This is a genomic window from Prevotella sp. kh1p2 (assembly GCF_900111525.1).
Taxonomy (GTDB): domain Bacteria; phylum Bacteroidota; class Bacteroidia; order Bacteroidales; family Bacteroidaceae; genus Prevotella.
Window position 1 is genome coordinate 46,663 of the sequence record NZ_FOHY01000016.1, and the last position, 18,888, is coordinate 65,550.

General features: G+C 51.4%; 10 protein-coding genes. 9 read left to right on the forward strand and 1 reads right to left on the reverse strand.

Annotated features, from left to right (window positions below; all coding sequences use genetic code 11):
* Positions 1-63: 63 nt before the first annotated feature.
* The 4 genes from secA (at position 64) to BMW31_RS10195 (ending at position 8,440) form a co-directional block, all read left to right on the forward strand.
* Entirely contained in the window at positions 64-3,408 is a 3,345-nt protein-coding gene (secA, locus tag BMW31_RS10180) for a preprotein translocase subunit SecA (protein WP_091825144.1), read from the forward strand.
* 104 nt (positions 3,409-3,512) lie between these two features.
* The gene (locus BMW31_RS10185) at positions 3,513-4,253 is read left to right on the forward strand and encodes an ABC transporter ATP-binding protein (protein WP_091825147.1); all 741 of its coding nucleotides are present in this window, start codon (positions 3,513-3,515) and stop codon (positions 4,251-4,253) included.
* A gap of 441 nt (positions 4,254-4,694) precedes the next feature.
* A complete protein-coding gene (feoB, locus tag BMW31_RS10190) occupies positions 4,695-7,169 on the forward strand; it encodes a ferrous iron transport protein B (protein WP_091825150.1) in 2,475 nt (824 codons plus the stop codon).
* 71 nt (positions 7,170-7,240) lie between these two features.
* A complete protein-coding gene (locus BMW31_RS10195) occupies positions 7,241-8,440 on the forward strand; it encodes an L-serine ammonia-lyase (RefSeq protein ID WP_091825153.1) in 1,200 nt (399 codons plus the stop codon).
* A gap of 69 nt (positions 8,441-8,509) precedes the next feature.
* On the opposite strand, the gene BMW31_RS10200 is transcribed toward BMW31_RS10195, so the two are convergent.
* A complete protein-coding gene (locus BMW31_RS10200) occupies positions 8,510-9,793 on the reverse strand; it encodes a DUF3078 domain-containing protein (protein WP_091825156.1) in 1,284 nt (427 codons plus the stop codon).
* A 112-nt stretch (positions 9,794-9,905) separates the two neighbouring features.
* Between BMW31_RS10200 and BMW31_RS10205 the strand changes: the two genes are divergently transcribed.
* The 5 genes from BMW31_RS10205 to BMW31_RS10225 all read left to right on the forward strand — a co-directional run bounded on the left by BMW31_RS10205 (position 9,906) and on the right by BMW31_RS10225 (position 18,853).
* On the forward strand, positions 9,906-11,510 hold the full coding sequence (locus BMW31_RS10205) for a CTP synthase (protein ID WP_091825161.1): 1,605 nt from the start codon (positions 9,906-9,908) through the stop codon (positions 11,508-11,510).
* Positions 11,511-11,610: 100 nt separating this feature from the next.
* On the forward strand, positions 11,611-13,506 hold the full coding sequence (gene yidC, locus BMW31_RS10210; RefSeq protein WP_091825165.1) for a membrane protein insertase YidC: 1,896 nt from the start codon (positions 11,611-11,613) through the stop codon (positions 13,504-13,506).
* A gap of 23 nt (positions 13,507-13,529) precedes the next feature.
* Positions 13,530-15,668 carry a dipeptidyl-peptidase Dpp5 gene (locus BMW31_RS10215; protein ID WP_410524445.1) on the forward strand — a complete coding sequence of 713 codons (2,139 nt, stop codon included), beginning with the start codon at positions 13,530-13,532 and terminating at the stop codon, positions 15,666-15,668.
* A gap of 25 nt (positions 15,669-15,693) precedes the next feature.
* Positions 15,694-17,316: an MFS transporter gene (locus BMW31_RS10220; RefSeq protein WP_091825171.1), complete on the forward strand. Its 1,623-nt coding sequence runs from the start codon at positions 15,694-15,696 to the stop codon at positions 17,314-17,316.
* A gap of 190 nt (positions 17,317-17,506) precedes the next feature.
* Positions 17,507-18,853 (forward strand): MFS transporter, encoded by a 1,347-nt coding sequence (locus tag BMW31_RS10225; protein WP_091825174.1) that lies wholly within the window; start codon positions 17,507-17,509, stop codon positions 18,851-18,853.
* Positions 18,854-18,888 lie beyond the last annotated feature (35 nt).

Here is an 18,888-nt window from a genome sequence, read left to right on the forward strand (position 1 = left end):
TATTCGTAAATTTGCATCCAATTACACATTATATTAATAGCAACAAATAAAACAAAATAAACAATGAGTTTCAACAACTTTCTTAAATCACTGTTCGGTGACAAGAGTACACGGGATATGAAACTTATTCAGCCGCTGGTTGAAAAAGTGAAAGAAGTATATCCCCAAATCAAGGCACTGAGCAATGACGAACTGCGCGCCAAGACTAAAGAGATACAGCAGTACGTCCAGGACTCGGCAAAAGAACAAAAGGCTCAAATCGATGAGCTCAAGGCAAAAATCGAAGAAACGCCTATCGAAGAGCGTGAAGACATCTTCAACGAAATTGACAAGTTAGACAAAGAAGTCCTCGATATTTACGAGAAGGCACTTAACGAGGTGATGCCGGTGGCTTTCAGCATTATGAAAGACACTGCTCGCCGCTTTGCCGAAAACGAGGAGACAGTGGTTACAGCCACCGATTTCGACCGTGAACTGGCCGCCAATCCCGCCAACGACTTCATTACCATTGATGGAGACAAAGCCATCTATCACAATGAGTGGACTGCCGGCGGCAACAAAATCAAGTGGGACATGGTGCACTATGATGTCCAGCTCTTTGGCGGTATTGCCCTCCATCAGGGCAAGATTGCAGAGATGGCCACCGGCGAGGGTAAAACGCTCGTTGCCACCCTGCCGGTATTCCTCAATGCCTTGACCGGAAACGGCGTGCACATGGTTACCGTCAACGATTATCTGGCAAAGCGTGACTCCGAGTGGATGGGGCCTCTCTATCAATTCAACGGCCTCAGTGTTGACTGTATAGACAAGCATCAGCCTAACTCCGAAGCGCGTCGCAAGGCCTACCAGGCCGACATCACGTTCGGTACCAACAACGAGTTCGGTTTCGACTATCTGCGTGACAACATGGCCATGAGCCCCAAGGATCTCGTACAACGTCGCCACAACTATGCTATTGTCGATGAGGTCGACTCCGTGCTGATTGACGATGCCCGTACACCTCTGATTATTTCCGGCCCCGTTCCCAAGGGCGACGACCAGATGTTCGAGGCCTTCCAGCCTTTGGTAGAACGTCTGTACGAAGTTCAGCGCAAGCAAGCTACCGAACTGCTGGCCGAAGCCAAACAGCTCATTACAGCCTCCCAGCAGGAACAGGACCGCAAGAAGGCCGCTCAAATGTCAGAAGAAGGCTTCCTTGCCCTCTATCGTTCTTTCAAGGCACTGCCCAAGAACAAGCCGCTCATCAAGTATCTCTCGGAAGACGGCATCAAGGCTGGAATGCTGAAAACCGAGGAATACTACATGCAGAACAACAACCGCGAGATGCCCAAGGCCATTGAACCGCTCTACTTTGTTGTTGACGAGAAGCTGAATTCTGCCGACCTTACTGACAAGGGCGGAGCCTGGCTGGCCAAGCAGACTGGTGACCCCGAGCTTTTTGTATTGCCCGACATTGCCTCGCAACTCTCCGCACTGGAGAACGAGACCAACCTCACCGACCAACAACGTTTGGACAAGAAGGACGACCTGATGAACCACTACGGTCTCCAGAGCGAGCGTGTGCATACCCTCCAACAGCTCCTCAAAGCCTACACCATGTTTAATAAGGACGACGAGTATGTTGTCATGAACGGCGAGGTTAAGATTGTTGACGAGCAGACAGGCCGCATTATGGAAGGCCGCCGCTGGAGTGACGGCCTGCACCAAGCCATCGAGGCCAAGGAGCATGTAAAGGTTGAAGCCGCCACGCAGACCTTTGCCACCATTACCCTTCAGAACTACTTCCGCATGTACCACAAACTTTCGGGTATGACGGGTACGGCCAGCACCGAGGCCGGAGAGTTCTGGGATATCTACAAGCTCGATGTAGTCGAGATACCTACCAACCGCCCCGTTGTCCGCATGGATATGGACGACCGTGTCTACAAGACAGCTCGCGAGAAATATGCCGCCGTCATCGACGAAATCATCGAGATGCGCAATGCCGGCCGCCCTTGTTTGGTTGGTACCACCTCTGTAGACATCAGCGAACTGCTCTCACGCATGCTCCAGATGCGCAACATTCCCCACAACGTGCTGAATGCCAAACTTCATCAAAAAGAAGCTCTCATCGTGGCCGAAGCCGGACGTTCTACCAACGGCCTCGGTGCCGTAACCATTGCCACCAACATGGCCGGTCGTGGTACCGACATCAAGCTCACCGACGAGGTGAAGGCTGCCGGCGGTCTGGCCATCATTGGTACCGAGCGTCACGAGAGCCGTCGCGTAGACCGCCAGCTGCGTGGTCGTGCCGGCCGTCAGGGCGACCCCGGCTCTTCCGTATTCTACGTTTCGCTCGAAGACAAGCTCATGCGCCTCTTCGGTTCCGAGCGTATTGCTCACGTCATGGACCGCTTGGGCTATGACGAAGGCGAACGTATCGAGAGCCCGATGATTAGCAAGAGCATTGAGCGAGCCCAGAAGAAGGTCGAGGAAAACAACTTCGGCATCCGTAAGCACCTGCTGGAGTACGACGACGTGATGAACAAGCAGCGCACCGTTATCTATGAAAAGCGCCGCCACGCCCTCATGGGTGAGCGCATCGGCATGGATATCGCCAACATCATCTGGGACCGTTGCATCAACATCATCGAGCGTAACGACTTCGAGGGATGCAAGGAGCAGTTCCTCAAGGTGCTTGCCATGGAATGTCCGTTCGACGAAAACGAGTTCCTCAGCGGCAGCAAGGAAGAGCTGGCCGAGCGTGCTTTCCAGAATGCCATGGCAACCTTCAAGCGCAAGACCGACAGGGTTCAGAGCCTCGTATGGCCGTTTATCAAGGAGGTGGAGGAAAACCAGGGAGGCCGTTTTGAGCGCATCGCCATCCCCTTCACCGATGGAAAAGGCCAATACCGCATTGCCTGCGACCTCCACGAGGCCTATCAGACCGAAGGCAAGACGGTGGTCAAGGAATTTGAAAAGCAAACTCTGCTTCACGTTATCGACGACGACTGGAAGGAGAACTTGCGGCAGCTCGACGAACTGCGCCACAGTGTTCAGAACGCTTCTTACGAGCAGAAAGACCCTCTCTTGGTGTTTAAGCTGGAGAGTGCGAAGATTTGGGACAGCATGATTGACGACATCAACAACCGCATTGCCTCCATCCTGATGCGCGCCCAGATACCTGAAATGCAGCAGGAAGAAGTTCACGAAGCCGCAGAGGAGCAGCATGCCCAGCGTTACAACGAGCAGAAGCAGGACCTCAACGACCCCGCCCAGCAGGCTGCAGCCAACCAGGACACGCGCGAGTCGGCACAGGCAGCGCAGCACACGCCCTACAGGGCCGAGAAGATGCCACGCCCCAACGACCCGTGTCCGTGCGGTTCGGGCAAGAAATTCAAGAACTGCCACGGCCGTAACCTGAGATAACAGCCGCACCCATACAACGAAGAATAAACAGAAAAGCCCCAAGACAGGCTTCTGCTTGTTCTTCGTTTTTTCGTTTATCCGCTTACACCCAAACAACTGTCAAGATGATACAACTCACCGACCTCAAGAAAACATACGGCGAAAAAACTGCCGTAGACATTCCCGAATTCACCATACACGACGGCGACATGCTGGGACTTGTAGGCAACAACGGCGCCGGCAAGACCACGCTCTTTCGTCTTATTCTCGACCTGCTCAAAGCCGACAGCGGCCGTGTGGGCATCACCCTGCCCCACCGTGACGCCGAGACGGAGCCAACCACCATAAACCCGGCTGAGAATGAGGAATGGAAGAACTTTACCGGAGCCTATATTGACGAGGGCTTCCTGATAGATTTCCTCACGCCCGAAGAATACTTTGCCTTCATCGGCAAGGTGAACAACATGGACGAAACCGCCATAGCAGAGCGGGAAAAGGACTTTGAGCGCTTCATGGCCGGCGAAATCATGGGGCAGAAAAAGCTCATACGCGACTACTCGGCAGGTAACAAACAGAAGATAGGCATTATCTCGGCGCTCTTCAACCGGCCTCAAGTCGTGATACTCGACGAGCCTTTCAACTTCCTCGACCCATCGAGCCAGAACATCCTGAAGAAGCTCCTCACCGACTATCACGATGCCACCGGCGCCACCATTCTGATAAGCAGTCACAACTTGCAGCACACAGTTAACATCTCCAACCGCGTGGCACTCCTGGAACACGGGCACATACTGCGTGACATACCGAACCTGGACGGAAGCGCCAAACAGGTTCTCAAAGATTACTTCGACATCAAGGAAGTGTAAAATCAATAGTCAACAACGGCCGAAAAGCACCTCTTCAGAGGCACGTGAGCATAGCTCATGAACTTTTACCAGATAGTGGTAAAGAGATTACCAGATAGCTGGTAAAGGCTTTACCACATACATGTAGAGCCTTTACCACATACATGTAGAGGCTTTACCAGATACATGTAGAACCTTTACCACATACATGTAGAGGCTTTACCAGATACATGTAGAGCCTTTACCAGATAGCGGTAAAGGCATTACCAGATAGTGGTAAAGATTACAAACCACATCTTCAGAACCTCCAAACCATCACAATTAGTAGGTATTTTGATGCTTTAGACCGCAGGAAAAGCCCTTATACCGTATTTTTATTGTATCTTTGCATAGGTTCTTAAACGGCTGAATGCGGTCTTAGTACCCAGGTCGCAAGTCCCGAACGGAAGAAAACAAGAAGACATGAAATTATCAGAACTGGCAACCGGTGAGAAAGGAATCATCGTCAAAGTCTACGGACACGGCGGTTTCCGCAAGCGCATCATCGAGATGGGGTTTATCAAAGGCAAGCAGGTAGAGGTGCTCCTCAATGCCCCACTGAAAGACCCGGTGAAGTACAAGGTAATGGGATATGAAATCAGTCTGCGCCACAGCGAGGCCGACCTGATAGAAGTCATATCCATGGAAGACGTGAAACGGCACGCACAAGGCAAGCAGCCAATTCCCAACATCAGTTCACCTGTCATTGATTCGGCCGACCCCGACGAACAGGCCATGACCAACAAGCTCTGGGAAGAGGCTGCAGAGCGCAGCCACAAAGTCATCAACGTGGCTCTGGTGGGCAATCCCAACTGCGGCAAGACTTCGCTCTTTAACTTTGCTTCGGGAGCTCATGAGCGCGTGGGCAACTACTCCGGCGTGACTGTTGACGCCAAGGAAGGGCATGCCGAATACGAAGGTTACGTGTTTAACCTCGTCGACCTGCCAGGCACCTACTCCCTTTCGGCTTACTCGCCCGAGGAACTTTACGTGCGAAAGCAGATAGTCGAGAAGACTCCCGACATTGTTATCAACGTCATCGACACCAGTAATCTGGAGCGTAACCTCTACCTCACCACGCAGCTCATTGACATGCACCTGCGCATGGTGGTGGCTCTGAACATGTTCGACGAAACCGAGAAGCGTGGCGACAACGTGGACTTTGATAAGCTCGGAAAGCTGTTTGGCGTGCCGATGGTGCCTACCGTTTTTACCAGCGGCGAGGGTGTAAGGAACCTCTTCCATGCTGTTATCGAGATGTATGAAGGTACAGAGGATGCCGACCCGCACTTTCGCCACATCCACATCAACCACGGGCACGAGATAGAGAACGGCATAGCCGAGATACAGGAGCATCTCAAGAAGGAGGAAAACCTGCGCGAGCGCTACTCTACACGCTATCTGGCCATCAAACTGCTGGAGAGGGACAAGGACATAGAGCGGCTTGTCAGACAGCTGCCCGATGCCGAAGAGATACTTGAACATCGCGAAACAGCCGCTGCCCGTGTAAAAGAAGAGACCGGAGACGACAGCGAAACGGCCGTAATGGATGCCAAGTACGGCTTCATACACGGAGCTCTCGAAGAGGCAAAATACAAGACCGGCACCAACAAGGATACCTATCAGATAACCCATCTGCTGGACAGCGTCCTGACCAACAAGTGGGTTGGTTTCCCTATTTTCATCCTCATTCTGTTCGTCATGTTTACGGCAACCTTCGTTCTGGGCCAATATCCCATGGACTGGATTGATGCCGGCGTGGCCTGGCTGGGCGATGCCATCAGCCGCAACATGCCCGACGGCCCCGTGAAAGCCATGCTGGCCGACGGCGTTATCGGCGGTGTGGGCAGCGTCATCGTATTCTTGCCGCAGATTCTTATCCTCTACTTCTTCATCTCCTACATGGAAGACAGCGGCTACATGTCACGTGCCGCCTTCATCATGGATAAGCTGATGCACAAGATGGGGCTGCATGGCAAATCGTTCATTCCGCTCATCATGGGTTTCGGATGCAATGTTCCGGCCGTCATGGCCACCCGAACCATCGAGAGCCGGCGGTCGCGTCTGGTCACAATGCTTATCCTGCCGCTGATGAGTTGCTCTGCCCGGCTGCCCATCTACATCATGATTATAGGCAGCTTCTTTGCCGTAAGGTATCAGTCACTCATCATGTTGTCGCTCTATCTCATTGGAATTCTAATGGCCGTGGTCATGAGCAAACTCTTTACCAGGTTCATGGTCAAGGGCGAGGACACGCCCTTCGTGATGGAACTGCCCCCCTATCGCTTCCCTACCTGGAAAGCCATAGGCCGACACACTTGGGAGAAAGGCAAACAATACCTCAAGAAGATGGGAGGCATCATCCTCGTGGCCAGCATCATTGTGTGGGCGCTGGGCTACTTCCCCCATAACGATCGGCTTGACGCACAGGCGCAGCAGGAGCAAAGCTACATCGGCCACATAGGCAAATTCGTGGAACCCGTGTTCCGCGCACAGGGCTTTGACTGGAAGCTCGACGTAGGACTCATAGCCGGTGTAGGTGCCAAGGAGATTGTGGCCTCAACTATGGGAGTGCTTTACTCCAACAACGACAGCTTCGGCGACGATATAGGTTTCAACAACGAAGGCGGAAAATACGCCATTCTGCGGCAGCAAATGACGAAGGACATAGCCACCCTGCACGGCATCAGTGCCAGCGAGGCTGGTCCCGTAGCTACGCTCACGGCCTACAGCTTCCTGCTTTTTGTGTTGCTCTATTTCCCCTGTATAGCGACGATAGCCGCCATCAAAGGCGAAACGGGGTCGTGGAAGTGGGCCGGCTTTGCCGCCATCTATACGACCTGTCTGGCTTGGTGCGTCAGCGCTCTGGCGTTCCAGATTGGCAGTTTGTTCATCTGACAGGAACTTAACTATACATAAAAAGCTCACGCGATGGCAATATCACGTGAGCTTTTTGTATCTTTGTACCCATGAAATCATTAAGAGAATTATACAGAATAGGTAAAGGCCCGTCGTCCAGCCATACGATGGGGCCAAACAAAGCAGCCCAGATATACCGCGGACAGCATCCCGATGCAAAGTCGTTTGACGTAACACTGTACGGCAGTCTGGCGGCAACAGGCAAAGGGCACATGACCGATTTGGCCATAGAAGAAGTGCTCCGTCCCGTTGCTCCCACAACCATCAACTGGCAGCCTCAGGTCTTCCTGCCCTTTCATCCTAACGGCATGAAGTTCAGCCACGACGGAGGAAAGGATGAATGGACGGTTTACAGCGTAGGCGGTGGCGCACTCTCGGAAGGTAAGTCGCACGGTGACAGGTTTGATACGGAAGACATCTACGACATGAACACGCTCACCGAAATCATGCGATGGTGCGAAAACAACGGCCGCAGCTACTGGGAATACGTGAACAAGAACGAAAATTCTGACATCTGGGACTACCTGATGGAGGTGTGGAAGAAGATGCAGGAATCCGTAGAAAGGGGCATCAACCACGAGGGAGTGCTGCCCGGGCCGCTCAATCTGGCTCGTAAGGCACCCGTCTACTATGTAAAGGCGCGTGGGTACAAACAATCTCTGCAAACCCGGGGACTGGTTTACGCCTATGCGCTTGCAGTGAGTGAAGAGAACGCTTCGGGCGGAACTATCGTCACGGCGCCCACCTGCGGTTCGTGCGGTGTTATGCCGGCAGTGCTCTATCATCTGGCCAAAGGACACGACTTCAGCGACTCTCGCATTCTGCATGCGCTGGCTACAGCCGGCCTTATCGGCAATATCGTGAAACAGAACGCCTCTATCAGCGGAGCCGATGTAGGCTGCCAAGGAGAGGTGGGCGTTGCTTGTGCCATGGCGTCGGCAGCAGCCTGCCAACTGTTTGGCGGCAGTCCGGCTCAGATAGAGTATGCTGCCGAGATGGGATTGGAGCATCATTTGGGCATGACTTGCGACCCCGTGTGCGGCCTGGTGCAGATTCCGTGCATAGAACGCAATGCCTTCGCGGCCTGCCGGGCGCTGGACTCCAATCTCTATTCCGCCTTTTCAGACGGTAAACATCGGGTGAGTTTTGACCGCGTGGTAGCCGTCATGAAGCAGACCGGGCACGACCTGCCGTCGCTCTATAAGGAAACGGCGGCCGGCGGACTTGCAAAAGGCTATACGCAAATGTAACAACCCACATAATGCAAACAGGGAACCGCGCCTCAACACGGTTCCCTGTTTGTTTGTAATCAGCTACTGTCAGAACGAATAGGCAAAGCCAATGGAGGCATACTCCTTCAGCTGCCAGAAACCGTGATGGTCGTCGCGCGAAGCTCCGTCATCAAAACGCGGATAAACAAAGATGTTGGTGGAGATGTACTTGTTGAACTGGAAAGAGAACGTATTCTCCCACTCTAATTCCGAACGCTTATAAGTCGTGTAGGCATAGAAGCGAGTTTTCCAACTGATGTTGTCGGTCATCTTCCACAAAAGGTTGATATCGAATTCGGAACCTATATCGTTGAGCGCGTGCTTGCCCTCGTCCAGGCCGTAACGGGTGGACAGTTCGAGGCGCTGAACATATTTAAAGTTGTAGGCAAACGGCGCCAAATGAATGGTTCCCGTGAGCCGCTTGTTCAGCCACTCCACGGTATAGTCCATACCAAGTGAGAGGTTCACGTTGAGCGGAGACATAAAATCGGAATAAACAAAGCTGTCGTTGCTCTTGTAACCGCGCAGGAACTGGGTGTACGCAACCATCTGCAGCGTGTAGTACCAATGAGTGCTTGCCTGCAGACCTAAGCGGCTGGTATAGCGCAAGAGATCTTCGGAAGTTTTCATGCTGTGCAGGGTGTCACCACGGCTGGCCTGCATACCGAGTTTCATTTCCAACTTGTTTTCCCACTTTACTTTCTGTTTATTATTGTAATTGGCATTCAGTGTTACAGCGCCAACAGCCGAGTAGTTGCTCTCACCGCCTTTATACCAATTGGACGATACGTAGTTCTGGAGGAACTGCAGATAGTAATCGCCAGAGATTGTCCAGAAGTTGGGCTTCTTAATCATCACCTCCGTCGGAATCACATCAGGCTCTATAGGTACAGGAGCTACTTTCTCTACGATATTGGTTTCCGTTTTCTGCTTCTTGGTTACAGGCTCTATTATGTTTATGCGGTCGAGTTGGCTCTCTGTATTGCTTATCAATTCGGGGCGGTGCAGGTAGATGCCAAGCAGAGTCTTATCTAAATCGGAGACATCAGCATCTAAAGAAAAAGACTGATGGGCCACACCATTGTAGAAAGTGAGTGGCAGAAATAATGTAGAATACCGTTGGCTCTCCAAGCGTCCTTCTGCTGTCTGCCGGGCTACGGATATGTTATAAATGCTGTCGAGCCGCTGATTAACCTGTCGCAGGGAATCCATATAGCGATCGGAAAAAGCTGAACTGACAACACCTCTGTTGAAGACACGATTTCTCACCTGTGCCGCAGCAGACACAGAACACAGGACAAACGACAAGACGAACAAATATTTTACTTTCATAACAAGTTCTTGCATTTGGCTGCAAAGATAGTAATAAAAGTTGGGAGTTGCTTGCCCGTTTCATGTTTTTATTGTAATTTTGCACCATCTTTAATATTTAATTTTCACTATCGTGGCTGAAACAAAATATATCTTCGTCACAGGCGGAGTAGTATCATCGCTTGGCAAAGGAATTATCTCTTCTTCCATCGGGAAACTTCTTCAAGCAAGAGGTTACAATATCACCATCCAGAAATTCGACCCTTATATCAACATCGACCCGGGAACGCTGAATCCCTACGAGCACGGAGAATGTTACGTAACTACCGACGGTATGGAAACTGACCTGGATTTGGGACATTATGAGCGGTTTACAGACATCAGGACCACCAAGGCTAACTCGCTGACCACTGGTCGTATCTACAAGGCTGTGATTGACAAGGAGCGACGTGGCGACTATTTGGGCAAGACTATCCAGGTTGTTCCTCACATTACGGATGAAATCAAGCGGAATGTGAAGCTGCTGGGAAAGAAATATCACTATGACTTTGTTATCACCGAAATCGGCGGCACCATTGGAGACATTGAGAGTGCACCATTTATGGAGGCTATCAGACAGTTGAAATGGGAACTCGGCAAGAATGCTATCAACGTACACTTAACCTATGTTCCCTATCTGAAAGCAGCCGACGAGCTGAAAACAAAGCCAACCCAGCACTCTGTCAAAGAGCTGCAGAGTGTAGGTATCCAGCCCGATATTCTCATTCTGAGAACCGAGAAGCATCTGAGCGATGCACTACGTAAGAAGGTTGCAGCTTTCTGTAACGTAGATTTTGACTGTGTTATACAGAGTGAAGACTTGCCAAGCATCTACGAAGTTCCGGTAAACATGCAGGACCAAGGCTTGGATCAGGCTATCCTCCGCAAAGTAGGAGAACCTATAGGCGAGAAGCCCACCCTGGGTCCTTGGAAGGCTTTTCTGGAACGCAGGAACAAAGCTACGGAAGAAGTGCATATAGGTCTTGTTGGCAAATATGATTTGCAGGATGCTTACAAGAGCATTCGTGAGAGCCTCTCGCAGGCCGGAACCTATAATGACCACAAGACCATTATCACCTTTATCAATTCAGAAGGCCTCACAGAGGAGAATGTCGGTGAGAAGCTGGATGGTCTGGACGGCATCGTCATCTGTCCGGGATTCGGCCAGAGAGGTATCGAAGGAAAGATTATAGCTGCCCACTATACACGCTCCCACGATATTCCGACATTTGGCATCTGCTTGGGCATGCAGATGATGGTTATTGAATTTGCCCGCAATGTTTTGGGATATGCCAATGCCAACAGCCGGGAAATTGACGAAAAGACGGAATACAACGTAATTGACATCATGGAGGAACAGAAAAATATCACAAACATGGGTGGCACAATGCGTTTGGGTGCCTATGAGTGTGTATTGAGACAAGGCTCACGAGTGTTCGACATCTACAAAAAAGAGCACATACAGGAACGCCACAGACACCGCTATGAATTCAATAACGATTATCAAAAGGAATACGAGAAGGCCGGCATGATGTGCGTTGGACGGAATCCGGAAAGCGATTTAGTGGAGATAGTAGAAATCCCGGGACTTAAATGGTACATCGGAACTCAATTCCATCCGGAATATCAAAGCACAGTTCTCAAGCCGCATCCCTTATTTGTAGACTTCGTGAAAACAGCAATCAAGAATAAAAAATAATATCAATATCGTCCATAAACCTTTACTCCTTGATATAAGACTCACTGGGGTCTGAAATCAAAACGGGAGCGAAGGCTTGTGGATAAATCATAAAAAAGAAATGGATAAAAACACTATCATCGGTTTTGTGCTGATTGCAGTGGTACTGATTGGGTTCAGTTGGTGGAGCCAACCATCGGCAGAAGAACAGAGAGCAGCTTTCGTTCAGGATTCTATTGCCCAAGTTGCCAGACAAAAAGCAGAGAAACAAAAACAGATGGAGGCAGCTGCCAGGCAAACGGCAGTCAAGACCAAGGTGCTTGAAGATACCACAGCTCTGTTCCATGCAGCACTTACAGGACAGCAGCAAAATATTGTCTTAAAAAACAAAGCTGTCGAGTTGACATTCAGTTCCAAGGGAGCAACGGTAGAGAAAGCTGTCATCAAAGGCTACGGAGACCGTTTGGGCAACAAACAACTCACGCTCTTTGACGAGAAAGACCAAAGTCTAAACTATACCCTTACGGCTAAAGAAGTGAACATCAGCACACAAGATCTGTACTTCCAACCGTCGGAAATTACTGACTCGTCGGTAGTTTTCACAGCTCAGGCCGGTACAGGCAAGAGTATTGTCATAAGCTATACGCTGGGCAAAAACTATATACTGCACATGAAGATGAATGCTATCGGCATGGCTGGTATCTTTGCCCCAAACACCTCGACCATGGATGTAAACTGGCTTGATAAATGCAGGCAACAGGAGAAAGGCTACACTTTTGAAAACCGCTACGCCACCCTCACCTATCATGATGTTGAAGGAGGAACTGACTATCTCAACGAATCAAAGGAAGTCAAGGATAAGGAGATAGAAGAAAAAATTGATTGGGTAGCATTCAAAAATCAATTTTTCTCTGCCGTAATGATAGCCAAGAACGACTTTCAGCAGAAGTCCTTGATGACCAGTATCCCCCACGAGAAAGGCTCCGGCTATCTGAAAACCTACCAAGCCAAAATGAAGACATTCTTCGATCCCACTGGTAACACACCGTCGGAGTTTGATTTCTACTATGGCCCCAACGATTTCCGTCTGCTCCAGAAGGTTGAAAAGGAAAGCTCATTCGGCAAAGACCTGCAGTTGCAACGCCTGGTTTACCTCGGATGGCCACTATTCCGAATTATCAACAGATGGTTCACTATCTACGTGTTCGACTGGCTCAGCAAGATTTTCCCCATGGGTATTGTGCTCATTCTCATTACAATGTTGCTGAAGGTTATCACCTTCCCGATGGTAAAGAAGAGCTACATGAGCTCCGCAAAGATGCGTGTACTCAAACCAAAGTTGGATGAAGCCACAGCACAATACAACAAACCGGAAGACCAGATGCAGAAACAGCAGGCAATGATGGCGGAATATGCCAAATATGGTGTGTCGCCACTGAGCGGTTGTCTGCCTATGCTCATACAAATGCCTATCTGGATTGCCATGTTCAACTTTGTGCCGAATGCTATCCAACTTCGCGGACAGAGTTTCTTGTGGATGAAGGATCTCTCAACGTACGACCCCATTTGGGAATGGAACAAGAACATTTGGCTGATTGGTGACCACCTGAGCCTCACCTGCATTCTGTTCTGCGGAGCACAGATTCTGTATTCATGGTTCACCATGCAACAGCAGAAGGATCAGATGGTAGGTCAGCAAGCAGAACAGATGAAGATGATGCAGTGGATGATGTACCTCATGCCGCTGATGTTCTTCTTTATCTTCAACGACTATTCTTCGGGGCTTAACTTCTACTATTTCATCAGCCTTTTCTTCAGTGCCGCTATCATGTGGACACTCCGTCACACCACAAACGACGCTAAACTTCTGGCCATCCTGGAGTCTCGCTACAAGGAGAATGCCAACAATCCGCAGAAGATGAAAGGCCTTGCTGCACGCCTGCAGGCCATGCAACAGCAGCAGGAAGAGCTTCAGCGCAAGCGTGAAGAACTCGACAGGAAGAAACGTAAACTATAAGAACAGTACAGATGCACAAAGCTATGACAATAGTTGCAGCAGCCCTCATGGCATGCAGCAGCATGAATGCGCAGAATATGATTGGTAAGAATAATATCCAATTGCAAAGCGACACGATGACTCCCGAAGCTCTTTGGGCAATGGGGCGCATCGGCGGCAGTGCAGCTTCGCCCGACGGCAAGCGAATTGCCTATCAGGTTTCATACTACAGCGTGGCTCAAAACAAAAGTCACACTGTGCTGTATGTCATGAATGCTGACGGTAAAAGCCAAAAGCAACTAACCACTGACAGCAAGAATGAAACCGATGCAGCCTGGATAGAGAAAGGGCAAAAGATAGCTTTCCTTCGCGAAGGACAACTGTGGAAAATGAATCCCGACGGCTCCGGTCGCCAAAAGCTCACCAATTCGGAAACTGACATTGAGGGCTTCCGCTTTTCACCCGACGAGAAGCATGTCGTGCTCATCAAGTCGATACCCTATCACGGCACCATTAAAGAAAACCCATCCGACCTGCCTCTCGCCTCGGGAAGAATTATCACCGACATGAATTACCGCCACTGGGATCATTATGTCGAGACCATCGCACATCCGTTCCTGGCCGAAGTAAATGGCAACAACGTAGGAAACGATATCGATATCATGAAAGGCGAACCATACGAAAGCCCACTGGCACCGTTCGGAGGCATAGAGCAGATTGCATGGAGCACTGATTCCAAGAGCATTGCCTATACAAGCCGAAAGAAAGAAGGTGTAGAGTATGCTATCTCCACCGATGCTGACATATACCTATATAATATAGAGAGCCGCGAGACTAAGAACCTTTGCAAGCCCGAAGGCTACAAGAGTCCGAAAGTAGACCCTACCAAGACGCTGGCTACCCAAGTGGTAAACAAGCAGAACGGCGACCTGAACGTAGGTTACGATGTCAACCCCCGCTTCTCTCCCGATGGTCAGTATGTAGCATGGATGAGCATGAAACGCGACGGATACGAAAGCGATCGCAATCGTCTGTGTGTCTATAACCTCAAGACCGGAGCAAAAAATTACGTGACAGAGCAATTCGACTCCAATGTAGACGATTACACTTGGGCTTCCAACTCCAAAGAACTCTACTTCCTGGGTGTATGGCATGCCACAGAGATGATATGGAAAACCAATCTTAAAGGAGAAGTTACACAAGTTACCGACGGATGGTTTGATTATGGTTCTGTCCAACTGCTCAACGACGGCAAGCAGCTGTTGGCTTCGCGGCACAGTCACCAGTCGGCCGACGAACTTTACCTGATAAAGCCCGGCAAGGAGAAACAGGCAAAGGTGCAGCAGCTTACCTTTGAAAATAAACATATCTACGACCAGCTGGCATTAGGCAAAACGCAGCAGCGCTGGGTAAAGACCACCGACGGCAAAGACATGCTGGTATGGATTATCCTGCCTCCACACTTCGATGCAAACAAGAAATATCCTACGCTTCTCTTTTGCGAGGGCGGCCCACAAAGCCCGGTTTCGCAATTCTGGAGTTACCGCTGGAACTTCCAGATAATGGCCGCAAACGGCTATGTAGTCGTTGCACCAAACCGCCGCGGTCTGCCAGGTTTCGGTTCCGAGTGGAACGAAGAAGTTTCCGGTGACTGGACAGGACAGTGCATGAACGATTACCTGAGCGCCATTGATGATGCCTGTACGCTTCCCTTTGTCGACAAAGACCGCTTGGGATGCGTTGGTGCCAGCTTCGGTGGTTTCTCCGTTTACTATCTGGCCGGGCACCATGACAAGCGCTTCAAGGCTTTCATAGCCCACGACGGTGCATTCAATCTGGAGTCCATGTACACCGATACTGAAGAGGCTTGGTTCTCCAACTGGGAGTACGACGATGCCTACTGGAATAAAGACATGACCGACCGGGCCAAGCGTACCTACGCCAACAGCCCTCACAAGTTTGTCGACAAGTGGGACACCCCCATCCTGTGTATCCACGGCGAGAAGGACTACCGCATCAATGCCAACCAGGGTTTCGGAGCTTTCAATGCAGCTCGCATGAGAGGCATCCCGGCAGAACTACTGCTTTTCCCCGACGAAAACCACTGGGTTCTCAAGCCTCAGAACGGTGTGCAGTGGCAGCGCACCTTCTTCAGTTGGCTTGACAAGTGGCTCAAAAAATAAGATTTGAGAGATAAAATATTAAATTATGACAGAGCAAATTCAAAAAACACTCAGAGATTCCGCTGCCCTTCGCTGGACGGCGCTCTTACTATTGGCACTGGCCATGTTCTGTGCCTACATCTTCATGGACATCCTCTCCCCCATCAAGGACCTGATGCTCACCCAGCGGGGATGGGATTCCACCGCTTTCGGTACCATGCAGGGAGCCGAAACATTCCTCAATGTTTTCGTGTTCTTCCTTATCTTCGCAGGTATCATTCTCGACAAGATGGGCGTTCGCTTTACGGCGGTGCTCTCGGGAGCGGTGATGTTGGTAGGTGCCTGCATCAAGTACTATGCCATCAGCAAGAGTTTTATGGGAAGCGGACTGGAGGCCTGGTTCACCAATAACCTTAACCACATTCCCGTCTTCGAACAGTTAGGCGTATCGCCTTTCTATGAGGGCATGCCCGCCTCTGCCAAGCTGGCTGCCTGCGGTTTCATGATTTTCGGCTGCGGAGCCGAGATGGGGGGCATCACCGTAAGCCGCGGTATAGTAAAGTGGTTCAAAGGTCGCGAGATGGCGCTCGCCATGGGTTCGGAGATGGCCTTGGCCCGTCTGGGCGTAGCCACCTGCATGATATTCTCACCGTTCTTTGCCAAGCTGGGCGGCGTAGTTGACGTGTCCCGTTCGGTAGCGTTCGGAGTTGTACTGCTGTGTATCGCCCTGATTATGTTTGTTGTTTACTTCTTCATGGACAAGAAGCTGGATGCACAGACCGGAGAGGCAGAAGAGAAAGACGACCCGTTCAAGATCAGCGACATCGGGCAGATACTCAAGAGCAGCGGCTTCTGGCTTGTTTCGCTGCTGTGCGTACTCTATTATTCCGCCATTTTCCCCTTCCAGAAGTATGCAGTCAACATGCTGCAGTGCAACCTCACGTTCCGTGAAGTACCCGCAGAATCATTCTGGGCTTCTTCCGAGGTAACCATCATCCAGTACCTCATCATGATTTTGGTGGCTGCAACCGCCTTCATGAGCAACTTCATGAAGAAGGCAAAAGTGAAATACTCGCTGCTCACCCTCTCGGTTCTCCTGCTCATAACCTACTGCTACATGGGCTACATGCGCCAGTCGGCCGAGAGTATCTTTGCCGTATTCCCGCTGCTGGCCGTGGGCATCACGCCAATTCTGGGCAACTACGTTGACCACAAGGGCAAGGCTGCCTCCATGCTCGTCCTGGGTTCGCTGCTGCTCATCGCCTGCCATCTTACGTTCGCCTTCGTGCTACCCGGCTTCAAGGGTAACGATGTGGGCGGTGTGGTTGTGGCCTACCTCACCATTCTGGTGCTGGGTGCATCGTTCTCACTCGTTCCGGCAGCCCTCTGGCCCAGCGTGCCAAAGCTCGTTGACGCCAAGATAATAGGCTCGGCCTACGCGCTCATCTTCTGGATACAGAACATCGGTTTATGGCTGTTCCCCCTCCTCATCGGCAAGGTACTCGACAAGACCAACCCCGGCGTAACCGATGCCACCCAGCTCGACTATACTGCTCCGCTGGTCATGCTGGCCTGCCTGGGCATTGCGGCGCTCGTCATCGGTCTCATTCTGAAGATTGTAGACAAGAAGAAAGGCCTCGGTCTCGAAGAACCGAACATCAAAGATTAATTCACCGAAATCCCGTCAGGCAGCCGTCCCGCCGAATGGATGTTGATGATAGCAAATTATGGAAAGGCAAACAGGCAACCACAGTTCCATCCGTTCAACATCCGTAGAGCCGGGCATACCTGACGGGATTTCTTCTCTGTCCGTCTCAAGGCGCAAGCGCTGGGGCGTTCTTTTCATCGTAGCCTTTGTCATGATGATGGGTTACGTGTTCTGGGATATCATCTCCCCTCTCTCCACTCAACTCAAAGCTCCGGTCGATGAGGGCGGAATGGGCTGGACGGCTACCGAATACGGATTTTATGCCGGCAGCTATTCCATCTTCAACATCTTCCTGCTCATGCTGTTTCTGGGCGGCATCATACTCGACAGGTTCGGCATCCGCTTCACCGGCTTGCTGGCTACGGGCGTTATGCTGCTGGGTTCGGCCATCAACTACTATGCCGTTACGGCCATTTCGCCCGCTACTTATGCCAACCTGCCCTTCACCCTCTTCGGCCTCATTCCTGCCCACATCAAACTCCAGGTGCTGATAGCGGCATTGGGCTTCGGCCTCTTTGGCATGGGTTGCGACATCACGGGCATCACCGTCTCGAAGATTGTAACCAAGTGGTTTACCGGTCACGAGCTGGCTTCGGCTATGGGTGTGCAGGTGGCCATGGCCCGACTGGGCACGGCATCGGCCCTGAGTTTCAGTCCGCTCATCGCACTCAGCTACGGCCTCCCGGCACCACTGCTTGCCGGAGCCATCGTGTTGCTGCTCGGTTTCGCGATGTTCATTCTCTATGTGTTCATGGACCGCAGGTTCGATAAGGCCGCAGGCGGCAACCTCGCTGCACGGGTGGCGGCCCCGCAGACACAGCCCATCAAGGACGAGAGTTTCTCACTCAGCGACTTCATGACCGTGCTCCGCAATCCCGGTTTCTGGCTCATCGCCATCCTCTGCATGCTCTTTTACAGCTCCATCCGCCCGTTCATGAAGTTTGCAACCGACCTGCTCATCAACAAGTACGGCGTGGCCGAAGTTACGGCCGGATTGATAGTTTCCGCCATTCCCTACGGTACCATCGTGCTGACCCCGTTCTTCGGCAACCTGTACGACCGCCTGGGCCACGGCGCCCGGCTGATGCTTATAGGCTGCCTGCTGCTCGCCGTGTGCCATCTGTGCCTGGCTCTGCCCATCATCAACACCAGTTGGTTTGCGCTGTTCCTGATGGTTTTGGTCGGCGTAGCATTCTCGCTCGTGCCGAGTGCCATGTGGCCGTCGGTTCCCAAGATAGTGCCGCTCAGGCAGTTGGGCACAGCCTACAGCATTATCTACTACATTCAGAACATCGGGCTCATGCTCGTGCCCATTTGGGTGGGCCATGTCATCGATGATTACACGGCTGCCGAAACCGGCCATGTTGACTATTTTGTCCCCATTCTCATCTTTGCAGGGTTCGCTCTGGCAGCTGCCGTGGTGGCCGCCATCTTGCTGATGGCCGACAGGAAGCACAATTACGGTTTGGAGCAGGCCAACATCCGGGAGGAAGGATGACGGCAACGGCCTCAAATTGTGTATGATGAGCGGAT